Origin of the sequence: Candidatus Afararchaeum irisae, from assembly GCA_034190545.1 — an archaeon.
Lineage (GTDB): Archaea > Halobacteriota > Halobacteria > Halobacteriales > Afararchaeaceae > Afararchaeum > Afararchaeum irisae.
In genome coordinates this window covers 12,786-26,333 of record JAXIOF010000097.1, presented here as the reverse complement: position 1 = coordinate 26,333, position 13,548 = coordinate 12,786, and the positions used below count along the sequence as shown (strand labels likewise).

Annotated in this window: 14 protein-coding genes; all 14 read right to left on the bottom strand. The window is 55.9% G+C overall.

Annotation, left to right across the window (positions count from 1 at the left end):
• Nucleotides 1-22: 22 nt before the first annotated feature.
• The 14 genes from SV253_09425 to SV253_09360 all read right to left on the bottom strand — a co-directional run bounded on the left by SV253_09425 (nt 23) and on the right by SV253_09360 (nt 13,526).
• Nucleotides 23-454 carry a DUF3209 family protein gene (locus SV253_09425; GenBank protein MDY6776272.1) on the bottom strand — a complete coding sequence of 144 codons (432 nt, stop codon included), beginning with the start codon at nt 452-454 and terminating at the stop codon, nt 23-25.
• Nucleotides 455-492: 38 nt separating this feature from the next.
• Entirely contained in the window at nt 493-1,692 is a 1,200-nt protein-coding gene (locus SV253_09420; GenBank protein ID MDY6776271.1) for a CbiX/SirB N-terminal domain-containing protein, read from the bottom strand.
• Between the two features lie 32 nt (nt 1,693-1,724).
• Nucleotides 1,725-2,420, bottom strand: coding sequence for a hypothetical protein (locus tag SV253_09415; protein MDY6776270.1), 696 nt, complete (start codon nt 2,418-2,420; stop codon nt 1,725-1,727).
• Nucleotides 2,417-3,349 (bottom strand): NAD(P)H-binding protein, encoded by a 933-nt coding sequence (locus tag SV253_09410; protein MDY6776269.1) that lies wholly within the window; start codon nt 3,347-3,349, stop codon nt 2,417-2,419. The genes SV253_09415 and SV253_09410 overlap by 4 nt, the downstream gene beginning before the upstream one ends.
• A gap of 37 nt (nt 3,350-3,386) precedes the next feature.
• Entirely contained in the window at nt 3,387-5,129 is a 1,743-nt protein-coding gene (flaJ, locus tag SV253_09405) for an archaellar assembly protein FlaJ (GenBank protein ID MDY6776268.1), read from the bottom strand.
• Complete coding sequence (locus SV253_09400) at nt 5,129-6,844, bottom strand: type II/IV secretion system ATPase subunit (protein MDY6776267.1); 1,716 nt, start codon at nt 6,842-6,844, stop codon at nt 5,129-5,131. The genes flaJ and SV253_09400 overlap by 1 nt, the downstream gene beginning before the upstream one ends.
• Nucleotides 6,845-6,902: 58 nt before the next feature.
• Nucleotides 6,903-7,631, bottom strand: a complete 729-nt coding sequence (locus SV253_09395) for an ATPase domain-containing protein (protein MDY6776266.1) — start codon at nt 7,629-7,631, stop codon at nt 6,903-6,905.
• Nucleotides 7,632-7,640: 9 nt separating this feature from the next.
• Nucleotides 7,641-8,105: a flagellar protein G gene (locus tag SV253_09390; GenBank protein ID MDY6776265.1), complete on the bottom strand. Its 465-nt coding sequence runs from the start codon at nt 8,103-8,105 to the stop codon at nt 7,641-7,643.
• Complete coding sequence (locus SV253_09385; protein ID MDY6776264.1) at nt 8,106-8,546, bottom strand: fla cluster protein FlaF; 441 nt, start codon at nt 8,544-8,546, stop codon at nt 8,106-8,108.
• The gene (locus SV253_09380) at nt 8,536-10,068 is read right to left on the bottom strand and encodes a flagella accessory protein C (GenBank protein MDY6776263.1); all 1,533 of its coding nucleotides are present in this window, start codon (nt 10,066-10,068) and stop codon (nt 8,536-8,538) included. The genes SV253_09385 and SV253_09380 overlap by 11 nt, the downstream gene beginning before the upstream one ends.
• Before the next feature lie 162 nt (nt 10,069-10,230).
• Nucleotides 10,231-11,079: a protein-glutamate O-methyltransferase CheR gene (locus SV253_09375; GenBank protein MDY6776262.1), complete on the bottom strand. Its 849-nt coding sequence runs from the start codon at nt 11,077-11,079 to the stop codon at nt 10,231-10,233.
• The gene (locus SV253_09370; GenBank protein ID MDY6776261.1) at nt 11,076-11,636 is read right to left on the bottom strand and encodes a chemotaxis protein CheD; all 561 of its coding nucleotides are present in this window, start codon (nt 11,634-11,636) and stop codon (nt 11,076-11,078) included. The genes SV253_09375 and SV253_09370 overlap by 4 nt, the downstream gene beginning before the upstream one ends.
• Nucleotides 11,637-11,638: 2 nt before the next feature.
• Entirely contained in the window at nt 11,639-12,925 is a 1,287-nt protein-coding gene (locus tag SV253_09365) for a chemotaxis protein CheC (GenBank protein MDY6776260.1), read from the bottom strand.
• 4 nt (nt 12,926-12,929) lie between these two features.
• Nucleotides 12,930-13,526: a chemotaxis protein CheC gene (locus SV253_09360; GenBank protein MDY6776259.1), complete on the bottom strand. Its 597-nt coding sequence runs from the start codon at nt 13,524-13,526 to the stop codon at nt 12,930-12,932.
• Nucleotides 13,527-13,548: the final 22 nt, after the last annotated feature.

The window sequence follows — 13,548 nt, the reverse complement described above, 5'->3', positions numbered from 1 at the left end:
CGGTTCTCTTTTTTGACTATTCTTACTCTTCGACAGGAAATGTCTCGTGGAGCTCCTCGTGTGAGTCGCTCAGACCCTCGAAGAAGGTCTCGGCGTTTTCGGAGAGACGTTCGACAGTCTTCTCGGCCTCTCTCAGAGTGAGTAAGAGACCGCGGAGGTAATCGTAGTCATCCCGAGGAGTCATAGAGTCCTCGCGTGCACGCGAATCTTCAGATTCGCGAACGTCGCGCGACTCGTCGGCGTTTGCGACCTTGTCCTCTAGGTCGACTATCGCGGCGTCGAGATGTCTCTGTATCTCCGAGAGGCTCTCGGCGTTCGCGAGTGCCTTGAGAGGACCGTCTTCTTCGAGTGCGTCTCCGAGCTCCTTCTCGGCGTGTCTCTCCGCCGACCTGTCTTCTATACCTATCACGTTCATGAGTCCGAGTCTGAGTGCTTCTATCTCTTGGCAGGACATAGTTTGGTTTTGTCTTGTCTTATGTTGTGTGTTGTCTATTATATTATCTGATCCACGAGTCTTCCGACGACCTCGTCGTTTTCGAAATGGCTCCGGGCGATCTCATCGGCGTCCTCCCCGTCGACACCGCTGTACCAGACTCCATCAGGGTAGACGGCGACCATCGGACCGTCGCCACATCTCCCGAGACACGACGACCGTGTTATCTTGACGTCGTCGTCCGACACGTTCCTCAGGCTTTCGAGGACTTCGAGAGAGCCCTGTTTCGCACACGTCTGGTTGGTACAGACGACGGCGTGTTTTGACTGTCTGTCGTGGACGTGTGGGTCGTCGTCGACCTCGTCCCTGTATGAGTGTTCGACCTTGTTCGAGAGGGCGCGCATTCTGGCTCGCGCGCCGCCTAAGTCGTCCTCGAATCCTTCGAGCTCTACCTTATACTTACACGTGTCACACGACATTTCGACCGACTCACTCCTCGCCTCCTCCCATCTGTCTATCAGAGCCTCGATTACCTTATCGTCAGTTCCTATGTGTCCGCCCGACTCAACGTCCATGTAGGGGTAACGCGAGTCGAACTCCTCAGCGGTATCGTGTATCCTCTGTGTCAGGACGCCGTCGCCGAGCATGTAAGGCACGACTACGACGGCGTCTGGGCGCGACTTCGAGACGGTGTGTAGAGTCTCGTCTAAGAGGGGCTCGGTGACCCCTATGAAAGACGTCTCGACACCGTACTCCCTACCTTCGTAGACGAGACGTGACAGCTTGTGTGCGTCGGCGTTTGCGTCTGGGTCGCTCGACCCTCGCGCACAGAGAACGACGGTCAAGTCGTCGTCTCTGTCGATACCCGTCTCGTCCTCGACAGCAGCGACGCGGTCGTCGACTATCTTAGCCATCGAGGGATGGACTCCGAGATGGCGTCCGTAGTAGAACTCCGTCTCGGGGTTGCGCGAACGCGCCTGGTTGACCTCAAGAGGTACGTCGTTCTTGACGTGGCTAGCACCGAAGAGCGACAGCGGGAGGACTGTCACCGAGTCGTACTCGTCGGCGGCTTCGTCTGCGGCGTCCTCTATAGAGGGTTCGGCGAGCTCTATAAAGCCCGTCTTGACCTCGATCCCCAGGCTGTCCTGTAGCATCGAAGCCATCCGACGAACCTGCTGGTTCGACTTCTCCCTCCTCGAACCGTGTCCGACGAGAAGGACACATTCACGACGAGTCGCATCGCCCGAGTTCAAATCCATTTTATGTAGTACAAACGTATTTGTACTCAGATCTACTTAAAGTATGTGGAAGAGTACCAGAGTAGGACGACCGACATACCCGAGACGGTAGCCACGGCGAGGACGTGTCCCACGAGCGCGACGACTAGGAGACGGCTCTCCGAGATTATAGGAAGTAGGAGAAGCTGTGCGGCGGCGAAGCCTATGTTGACTGTGTCGGCGTAGGCGTACTCACGCGGAGAGTCGAGGGAGTACCCCGAGACGTACCAGTATGACCTCCAGAGTCCTACGAGGCTAGCCCACCACGCTGTTCCTATACGGTAACAGATGTCCCACGCTATGAGGAGGGCGACATAGACGAGGGGGGCTGGCGGGCTCTCGCCGAGTACCGAGGTCAGGAAGACGGGATCGACGACGAAGACGTAGGTCACGAAGCCAGTGAAAGCGAGCAAGCCGAGAACGACCTCTATGCTAGTGTCGAAGAGGAGAGCCCTGTACTCTTCAGGAGAGTCGAGAGAACGCACCGACTCACCGAGGTAGAGCATGAAGCCGCTACCCACGACTGCGACGATGACCGAGAGGGTGCCCGGAACGAGTATACGCGGAAGCTCGTATACGAACGCCAGAAAGACGATGACAGCCTCAAAGACTGCGAACTGGACGACGACTGCACCCGTCTCGGAGACTGACAGACCCGGGAACTCGCTGACTATGCTCTCGTAGACCCACGTGTCGTTCCCGCGGTTCATTCTGCTTCTTCCTCGTCCTTGTCCTCGTCGAGGGGAAGAACAGCGCGCTGTATTGCGACATCGATTGGTGTCCGGTTGACGTCGACGTGTTCGAGTATACGTTGTTCGCGTGCCACGACGGGGCTCTTGAGACCGAGTATGAGCGGGTAGGCGACCGACTTCGGGACGTCGGTGACATAGCCTACCCAGTACGACGAGAGCGACGGCGAGAGGACGGGAACGGGTAGAATCAGAGGCGTGAGCCTCTTCCCCGTGAGCCTCGCCGTCTTCTTCAGAACCTCCGCATAAGTAAAGACGTCTGGTCCGCCGATGTCGTACGACTCGCCTTCTGTCTGGGTCTCTTCCAAGACACCGACGAGGAAGCCGACTGTGTCGTCAATTCCTATGGGCTGACACGGAGTGAGAAGCCACTTGGGTGTCACCATCACGGGGAGCTTCTCGACAAGCTGACGTATTATGGCGAAGCTCGCACTTCCGTCGCCTACGATTATCGCCGCCCGTAGTGTCGTGAGGGCGTAGTCGGCGTCTTCGAGAACCTCCTCGACCTCGCGCCTCGACGAGAGATGTTCAGAGAGACCTCTCTTGACCTCGGCGAGCGCGCCCAAGTATATCACCCTGTCGACGCCTGCCGACTCCGCCTCGTGCGTGAAGTTACGTGCTATCTTCTTGTCGCGCTCGGCGAACTCCTCCCCCGCCTTGAGCGAGTGGACAAGATAGTAAGACGCGTCGACTCCGTCGAAGTTGCCTTCGAGCGTCTCGGGTTCGAGGAGGTCTCCCTCGACGACCTCGATCTCGTCGTCTACCTCAGACGGCGGCTCGTAGGTCTCGGGGTCACGTACCATCGCCCGGACATCGTGTCCCGACTCGACGAGTGAGGGTATCAGGTTACTCCCGACGAAGCCTGAGGCTCCCGTGACGAGGACTCTCATGTTCTTGTTCCTTAGTTGGACTCCGAGTATAAAAAGATCAGCCGACAGAGATGAAGCCAGAGACGAATATACGTGTGACTGTCGCGACTAAGGCTCCGACCCATGTCAGAGCTACGAGATGGACGAAAGCGCTGATCTTGTTTCCTCCGTCGACGACCTTTATCATGAGAGACCCGAGAACCGCGTTGACGAGTATGAGCGCGAGTATTATGAAGGTGACAGAGGTTATGTCGTATACCTGTGTGTGGAGAAGCTGTCCCGTGGGACCGTCCTGTGGCAGGTTCACCTCGGCGGTTATCTGTACCATGAGATCTACGACCTCGATTCCTATGAAGAAGGCGAAGACGTTTGCGGCGGTCATGCCGTACATCACACCCATGAAGTTGACCGCGGTCTGCTTACGGCTCTGACGGAGTTCCTGGAGTGTCTCGAGGTTGTCGGATATGACGTTACTGATACGTTTGGTGTTTCCTCCGTTCGACCTTCCTATCCTGTACATCTCACTTCCCTTCTGGACTAGATACGACCTCGTCTCGCGCGAGAAATGTTCCCAGGCTAGCTCCTGGTCGATACGCATGTTGAGGCGGTTATAGAGGTTCCTTATCTCATCGGTGAGCTTTCCGAAGTCCTTCTTCGAGAGCGTCTCGAGAACCTTTGTCGTCGTCGACTGCTTAGCGTGTTCACTCGCTCCGAGAGAACGCAGGAAAGACGGGAACTCCTCGTCCCTGTTCTTTATCTTCTTCTCCTCAAGGTAGACGACTGCGCCGGGGTATATCAGAGGAGTAACCGGAAGCGCGACGTAGAACGGTATAGGTATGTTGAGGAACGGAAGGAGGTCGGGTATGTAGCCGAAGTAAGCCCCGGCTGCCACGAGAAAGGTGACAGCCGTGAGACCGATTCCGACGCCGAGTGCGAGGAGTATCTTTCTGTCGAGATCGGTCGTCTTCTCGGGATGGTACCAGACGGGGTCGTTGGGTATGAGGACGAGGGTTCCGTAGAGGAAGCCGACCTCTATGAAGGCATATAGGACGACGCCGCCTCCGAGGAGCATCAGAGGGCTCGACCCCGTGAGTATAGGTATTATAGTCGCGAAGACTATGACGAAGGAGGTCGAGAGAGACATAGAGAGGAAGAGGTCGACGACTATGTCGACGTTGTCGAGAGACCCCTTGTACATCGTCTCGTACTGCGACATCACGACGCTCTGTTCCTCCATCAGGAACTCCTCCATGTCCTGTCCAGCGCCTATGTTGTACGCGAGACGTTCGAGGAAGTCGGAGAGAATAGGAGACGGGGTTCTTTTCGCCTGGAACCTCGCCGCCTCGTCGAGAGACATATTCCACGTCTGTACGAGCTCTACGATCTTCCTCATCTCCTCGGCGACCGCGCCGTACTCCTCCTGTTCTGCGAACGCGGTGAAGACATCGACACGGGGTATGTTGGTCGAACTCAGAACACCGAGGTCTGTTATGAAGAGATGGAGCATCTGTTCGATCTCGACACGTCTCCTGTCGGCGATCACCTTGGGATAGACGCCGACTACAAAGGTGAGAAATAGGGGTATCACGAAGACGACGGGACTCAGACTCCCGAGTAGGTCGCCGAGGAGAAAGAGAAGTACCACAGAAACCACGAGACCGCCGAGGGCAGTCGGAGCGACGTACTTGAGGAGGTAGCCCGAGACCGACTCACCCGTCGTGGTTCGGAGGGCACGTTTCCACGGAACTCCGTCGGGTATCTTCTCCGTCTCGGCTTCGGCGTCGGAGTCAGCCTCTGCCATTACATACCCGCCCCTTCGGGCTTCTCGACTTCGAAGGGGAGTCCCTCGACGCCGTCACGCTGGAAGGTGTTGATGGTCTCGTTGACCTCGTTGTAGCCGAGTATCCCCTCCTGTATCATCTTCTCCATTATACGTCTACGGAGTTCGAGGTCGTCGTAAATACGGCGGGTGTCCTCGTACGACTTCTTCTCGGCTATCTTGTCCTCAAGTATGTACGAGTTGTTCATTCCCTTGAAGATTATCTCGTCGTCGACGGGATCCCATGTGAAGACCTCACGCGTGACGATTCCGTCGAGCTCGTCGGAGTAGCCCTCTATCTCGTGTATCGAGGTCACACGTCGTATTCCCTCTCCCTTACGCAGTACGAAGTTCTGGAATATAGCTATGTTGAGCGTGCCGAAGAAGGTCTCGGGGACTTCTATGGGCGAGCTCGTGAACCTCTGTATGAGGCTCTTTATGTCTCCCGCATGGAAAGTCAGCATCACGGGATGTCCCGTCTGCATAGCCTGGAAAGCCATACGTCCCTCCTCACCACGAACCTCACCCACTATTATGTAGTCGGGACGTGAACGCAGTGCCGCCTCGACGAGGTTGAACATGCTCACGTCTCCGGCTTCCTCCTCGTCACCGCCGCTCTCACGTGTCAGGAGCTGCTGCCACGCGTCGTGGGGTGGAACGACCTCGGCGGTGTCCTCCGCGGTGTAAATCTTCGAGCCGGGAGGTATGAACGACGTGATGGCGTTGAGTGTCGTCGTCTTACCCGAAGCAGTCTCTCCGACGACGAAAGCACTCATGTCGTTTTCGAGAGCCATCCACATGTAAGCGGCTGCCATTGGCGAGAATGTTCCCCATTTCGTAATCTGAGCTATCGTCAGAGGAGTCTCCTCCTGCTGACGTAGTGTCATCGAGGGTCCACGTATCGAGACGTCGTCGCTGTATATGAGGTTGAGACGCGAGCCGTCGGGCATCGTCGCGTCTATAATCGGATTCGAGTCGCTCACGGGCTTTCCTATGCGCTCCGCCATCGACCTGAGGTACTGGTCGTACTCGTCGTCAGTGCCGAAGTCAACCGTGGTGCCCGTCAGACCGAATATGTCGTGTTCGACGAAGACCTCATCGGGTGCGACGACGTGTATGTCCTCGTTGTGAGGGTCACGCATTATGGGTTCGAGAGGACCGAGTCCTATGATGTCCCTGTTGAGGCGGTAACGTATCTTCCTATACGCCTCCTTCGTGAGCTCGATCCTCTCCTCTCCTATTATGCGTTTGAGAATACGTACTATCCTCTCCCAGAGACTCTCCTCGGTGACCTCGTCCTTTATGACTGTGTTCCTGTCGAGTAATGTCTCTATCTTCTCGTCGAACTCGGAGTCCTCTGTCGGGGCGGGGAGGTTGACACTCTCGTCTATGATCGCGCGACGTGTCTTGTCGTATATGTCAGCCTCGTCCTCGTTGAGAGTGGGCTCGACTGCGTAGTACTTGGTGTCCTGTCCCTGTGCTCCGTAGACGTGAGTAAAGAGGACATCGCCCGTCTGGTAGAGTATGTTGGGGTATCTGACCTCGTGTTCGTCGTCGGGCTCCTCTACGAGCATCGGGAACTTGCCCGTAATCCTCTTGAACTCGGCGAGATGGCTCTGGAGATGCGAGTTACGTGACGCCAGCTCGCGGAGTTCTGGGGAGATGTCACGGCTTCCCTGAGATGAGGTTACGGACATCCTTTTGTATATTTAAATAACTGAGTTTATTTAGCTTTACGGCTGTCAGAGTCGGGGTCTATGCGACGCTTCTCGACTCTATGACTATACCTATGTCGGGACGGACTCCGTATCCAATCATGTCTCCGACCTGTTCTCCCATTCCCGAGAACCTGTTGACGACTATCGAACGGCTCGTCTCGTTTCCTATCTCGGTCATCTCGAGTTCGAGATGTACGTCGGCTATAGCACGGAAGGGTGACATGACCTCCTCGTTGAGTGTAGTGGGATCGATAGTGAGTATTATCGTCTTCCCGTTTCCGATTACGTCCCTGAAGAAAGAGATTATTTCGAGAGCGCCCTGACGCTCCTCGTTCTGTCTCACGAGGCTGTCGAAGGTTCCGTCGTTTCTGAGTATCGCGTCGAATGTGTCGATTATGACTATGTCACTCTGCCACATAGTGTCGGCGTTCATGAGACGCGAGAGGAGATCCTGATCCTCGTTCTGCTGGTCGACATAGGCGTGGAGGAAGAGAAGCTGTTCGTTGAGGAGGTACTCCTCTATGTCGTAGCCGAGAGAGTGCATCTGGTCGATGAATCCCTTGACAGTAAGCTCGCTCGAAAGGAGAGTCGTCGTGTATCCCTCACGGCAGAAGCCGTAGGTGAATCTCTGTGAAAGGGCACTCTTTCCCGCACTGTACTCGCCCTCTATCACGACTATGGAGCCCTTCGGAACCCCTCCGCCGAGGTTCTCCTTGAGACGGTCGCGGTCTTCAAGACCTATGTCGTAAAGCTTGCTACCTGGCATGGTTTTAGTTTATCCGAGTCTTATATCTATGGTGTCGCTCGAAGACCTGGAGTCGATCTTGACGGTGTGGTCTCCTGAGAGTCCCTTAGCCGAGACATTGAGCCTGACGACTTCTCCGGGACTCCAGCTTCCCGACCCCTGAATTAAGCTGACGCTACTCACGTCTTCGAACTGACCGTCTATAAGGACTGTGAACAGATCCGGGTCGACGGGAGACGTCGACGAGCCCGTGTTCTTGACGTAGAAGACGAGACTGTCGTTGGTTCCGTCGCCGTCGGTGTCGTCGTAGGGAACGTTGGTACGGTCGTTTATTATGGTTATGTCACTCCGTATCTTCTCCGAGAGATCCTCGGCTGAGTCCCTCGAAGCGTCCGCCATCGACTGAACCTCCGTCGTGAAGACAGCTGAGACAGAGACAGCGACGAGCATCGAGGCGATGAATATTATCATGGTGTCTATGCTCGTACTCGCCATCTATCTCACCTCGACATCGCCGAAACCGTTCTCGGCAGTCAGCTTTACTCTATTAGGGCTAGTCGGCGACGTGACGTTGACAACGAGGTAGTCGCCCGGGAGCCACAGTTTACTGTTCTTCTCGTTCCCGAAGGAGTTTTTGACAGTCACGGTCTCCTTCGGAGCGAACTCCCCGTCTACTATAGCCGTAGTCTCCGAAGCCGAGAGAGACGTCTCCCCGGTGTTCGAGGCGTTGACTGTCAAGGTGTCGGTGGTCGAGGAGTAAGATGTCGCGACTATCTCGACCGAAGTCTGACGCTTTTCGAGTAAGTCGTGTGCCTCGTCGTCACGTGCAGTCTCAAGCTGCTTCTGTGAGTAGGACCACGCGCCGTAGACCGAGTTAGCGGCAATTAAGACTCCTATGAAGATTATCGCGGTTGAGGCTGATACACTAAAGCCCATACTTCTGTAACTTTAGAATCTCCTCTACCTCTTCCTCTATGTCGTCTACGTCGCCCGAGAGGTCGTCGCCCTCAAGGCTTCCGTTCGATCCGTCGGAGACATCGAGCTGTGAGAGCTTCGATATGAAGAGGAGCGATCTGACGTGATCCTCGACGCTGAGCGTGTCGTCGGCTTCGACTTCGACCTCCATGCTGTCACCGTGTCTCGTCTTGACGTCGTACTCCCGAGTAGCTGTCTGGGATTCGTCGCGTTCGGACTGACGGCGTTTCGAAGTCGAGAGAGCACGTGTGTACTTCGAGAGGTGATCCCTCACTCCCGGGGATATCCAGCCTATGTCGACGTAGAAGTCGAGTGTGTCCTGGAAACCTACGATTCCGACGCGCCAGACGAGGAAGTCGACCCAGTTCATGGCGACGATGTCGGAGACGTAGTTCTTCGAAAGGCTTTCGAGGTAGTACTCGGTGTCGGGGGAAGAGGCAGCCGACTGTGTATGTGTAGAGGCTCCGGCTTCTGTTTCCGTCTCCGTCTCATCCTTAACCGCCTCAACAGCCTCCTCGTCTTCTGTCTCCGTATCTGTCTCAGCCTGAGTTTCGGTCTCAGACGTCTCTATCTCAGCCTCTTCGAGAGCCTCGACCTCGTCTTCCTGAGACTCCTCCTCGAACTCCTGTTTCATCTCCTCGAACTTGTCCTCAGGCTCCTGTTCTTCCTCCTCAGCTTCGAGATCTTCTTCGTCTTCCTGAGACTCCTCCTCGAACTCCTGTTTCATCTCCTCGAACTTGTCCTCGGGCTCCTGTTCTTCCTCCATCCCCATGCCCATCTCGTCGTCGGTCTCCATCATCATGTCGTCCTCGAACTCGCCTCCTTCGTCCATGCTCATGTCTTCCTCCATCATTCCCATGTCGTCGTCGATGCCAGCCATCTCGTCGTCGAAGTCGTCTGACTCCTCCTCCATACCCATCCCCATAGCATCGTCGTCTTCGAGATCCTCGAAGTCCTCCTCGAAGAAGTAGTCGGCGTCCTTATCGGCTAGCTCCTCGTCGATCTCGTCGTTTTCGTCGTCGTCGCCCCCGAAGAGTCCGAATCCTCCGTCACCCTCGGCTGCGATTCCCTCCCCCATTCCGCCTGCCTCGTCGACGAACGGGTTGACTCCACGTGTCACCATCTCGTATATGTCGAGAAGCTTTCTGACGTTCTCCTCGACCTCCTCGACGCTCTCGCTTATCGACTCGTTCTCGCTTCTGACTGTCGAGACCGTAGATGAGATGCTCCCGACCTCGTTTTCGAGGTCGTCGACGCGGTTTTCTAGCTCCGTAATCCTCTCGTCACCCTCGTCTCCGAATCCGTCGTCGAGTGAGCCGAAGTCGTCGTCGTCCGCCTCGCCGCCTTCGTCCCCGAAGAGGTCATCATCTCCCATGTCGTCGTCCATGAAGTCGTCACCGCTCTCCTCAGCAGAGTCCTCGGACTCCTCGCCGTCGGAGATCATTCCGCGTATACGCTGTGCTATCTCATCTACAGATGACATGAAGGACTCACTTTTTAGTTAGACCTACTACTTATTCGCTCCAAACTTTATTAAATCTACCGGGGAAGAGAAAAGAGCTTCTATACTGAAGGACAGAGTGATCTGAATGGGATACAGAGAACGTCGGGTACGTATCCGACTTTCTTCGAGAGTCCGCCTATCTTATCCTTCAGTATAAGTCGACTTACGGTAGACACGTAGTCTGCTGTTGACCGACTCGAAGTCGTTCTTGAGATCCGACGGTAGCGACTCGGTCTTTCCTATGACGAGGTAGCCGTCGTCGACGAGTGAGTCCCTTATCGTCGTGAGTATAGGAACCTTGTACTCGGAGTCAATGTAGATGAAGAGGTTACGGCACGCGACGAGGTCGAACCCCGACTTGGGGCGTCCGTTTATGAGGTCGTGCTGTTCGAAGCTCACCATCTCCTTGACCTCGTCTGTAACCTCGAACGAGTCGCCATCTCTGTCTATGTACTGACTGTAGTCGTCGAGAGGACAAAGCTGTTCGGAGATGTCCTCGGTCTTCGTGGTCTCGTAGACCCCCTTCTTCGCAGTCTTGATTATCTCGGCGTCTATGTCGGTTGCCTTAATAGAGATCTTAGAGGCGTCTATCTCGTGGTCTTTGAGCGAGAGCATCGCCATCGAGTACGCCTCTCTGCCGTCGGACGACGCCGCGCTCCAGAGCTTGACCGACCTGCGGTCGTCGGTGATATCTCTCAGAATCTCACGTATCTTCTCCCAGACTTCGGGGTTGCGGAAGAAGCTCGTGACGTTTACGCTGAGAGCGTCGAGAAGAGCCGCTCTCTCGTCTTCCTCGGCTCTGAGGACTTCGAGGTAGTCGGCGTAGCTCTCAGAACCCGTGCGTCTCATCCTCGAAGATATACGTCTGTCGAGGTAGCTCGTCTCGTAATGGCTCGTGGCAAAGCCCATCTCATCCTCCACGAAGCCGAGTATCTCGTCGAAGCTCTCTTCCTCCGGTTCTCCGTCTTTGGCGGTCTTGTCTGTGTTCAAATCTCCTTCACCTCTCTGTTTGCGTTCTTTATAGTTAAGCCACCCGTCTCGGGGTCGAACTCTATCGACCTCCCCGAGTCACCCCCGACGTCTTCCGACTCGATAGGTATTCCGAGGCTGTCAAGCTTCCGTCTCACTGCGGCGACGTTTCTCTCGCCTATGCTCTCGTCGCCCGAGAAGTCGAACATACTACTCCCGCCGGCTATCTTCGCAGTCATGTCGCCGATAGAGGCTCCCTTGCGTCTCATCTCGTCGACCATCGCCTGTATGGCTGTGTCGGCGAACTTCGCCTCATTTTCGTCGTCGACCTCCTCCGACGACGGCAGCATGACATGGGCTAGACCCGAGACAGAGCTGTCTTTCGATCTCACAGCGACACCCACACACGAACCCAGTCCGTTCGTAGTCAGCAAGTCGCCCGAGTCGGTAACTGCGTAGTCGGCTATTCCGACCTTGACTGTGGATTTCGAGGCGTCAGTCTTCTCGAAAGTCTCACCCGTAGCCGAGGACTCGTCTTCGTCGTCGAGCGGGGAGTCGTCTCGTCCGTATACCTTCATCTCTATATCATCTGGCTGTCGTCGGGCTCTATCTCGGATCTGTCGACCTCCTCGATGTTGAGACTCTGGAGTGTCTCCTCGAAGCCGTCCTGGTACGGAAGCATATAGACCTCACAGTCGAACTCGTGATCCTGGGCGTTGATCCTCGTGTCGAATACGAACGAGTACTTCTGTCTCTGTCCGAGACGTGCGGTGATCGAGTCGGCTATAGCACGTCCCATGTCGTGGACGAACTTGGGAGTCGAGATATCTATCGTCGCGTCTAGGACGTTCGCCCACGCGTCGACGAAGCCGCTCGTCATTATGTTGCCCATCTCCTGTATAGCGCTTCTCTCAGTGGGGTCGAAGCCGTCGTCGCCGACATCGGTGTCGTTGTCGTTCTCAGCGGCGGACGGGAGAAGAAGCCTCGTGATCTCCTTCGCCGACTCGTCGTCGAGGAGTATGAGTATGTAACCCCCGAGGAAGCCCTCGAACTCGAAGACCAAGCCAACCTTCCGTCCCTCCTCGACCTCGCTCGGGACGTCTTCGAGCCTCACGAAGTTGACGTAGGTAACCTCGACGTCGGTGTCGATCCCTGTCATCTGTGTCATGTGATCCGAGACCCGGTCGGCTCCGAGACGTGTCATCCGGTTGAAGGTCACAAGCTGGCTAGTGTCTATGCTCCGGTCGCCGCCGACGAGCGACGCCGCCTCCTCCATCGAGTTCTGTTCGGGAAACATGTAGACGCCGAAGCCTATGTCGGTGTCAGTCGTCTCGGGCGAGTCTATCTCGCTCTCGAAGAAGACGGCGTACTCGTCGTCGTAGCTGTCGATGACGTCGGAGAAGACCTCTGAACGGCTTCCGTCTACGAGGTCGGGAGTGGATATGTCTATCGTAGTGCCGAGGACGTCCGCCCAGCCGTCGATGAAGCTACTCGTGATTATATTTCCGACCTCCTGGACTGCGCTTCGTCCCATCTCGTCGAGTTCATCCGCGGAGGCTCCTGTGAGTAGCTCAACGACGTGTGAGACTGAGTCCCTCTCGAACAGAACCACCATGTCACCGCTCGGGACGCCTTCGAGGGCTATACGTACTCCGACGTAGTCGGTTTCTTCGGAAGCCGTTTCGGAGTCGGAGCCCGGGGGCTCTACCGGCGACTCACCGAGTTCGGAAGTCGGAATGAAGTTTATCTTGGTAACGTCTACAAGTGTCTCTATCCCCGTCATCTGTGACAGCGACCTCGCCGCTGTCTCGGCACCCTCGTTTGCCATCCGGTTGAAGGTTCCAAGAGAGTCTACGTCTACCTTCACCGAGTCACACCTCTAACGAGTTCATCATCTCGACTAGCTCCTCTAGCTCGGGGAAGCAGTAGATCTTAGCCTCGACGTCGGCGTCGGGAGCGTATATGTGCGAGTCGAATACCATCGCTATCTCGTCGTCCCTGTCGCCCACGAGAGAGTCGACTATCTCGGCGGCGGGCTTGTGTGAGAACTCGGGTGTAGTCATGTCTATCGTGGTGTCTAAGACGTTCGCCCAGCCGTCGATGAATCCGCTCGTCATTATGTTGCCTATCTCCTGGACTGCACTCATCTCCATCTCGCTGAAGCCGTCGTGGTCTCCGCCTCCCATTCCACCCATCATGAGGTCGGCTATGTTCTTCGCGCTCGTCTCAGTGAAGAGCATCAGGACGTATCCGTACGGCGGTTCAGTGAGCTGTATGTTTATGCCGACCTCAGTGTCGTCTCCGACGTGTCTCTGGAGGTCGTCGGTCTCGACGAAGTTGATCTTCGTAATCTCCATCCTCGTCTCAGTTCCCGTCATCTGACTGAGATGGTCGGCTACGGTGTTGGCTCCCTCCTTCGCCATCCGGTTGAAGGTACTCAGCTTCCTTATGTCTATCATCAGGCTCATGGTAGGTCGTGTGTCGTGTATT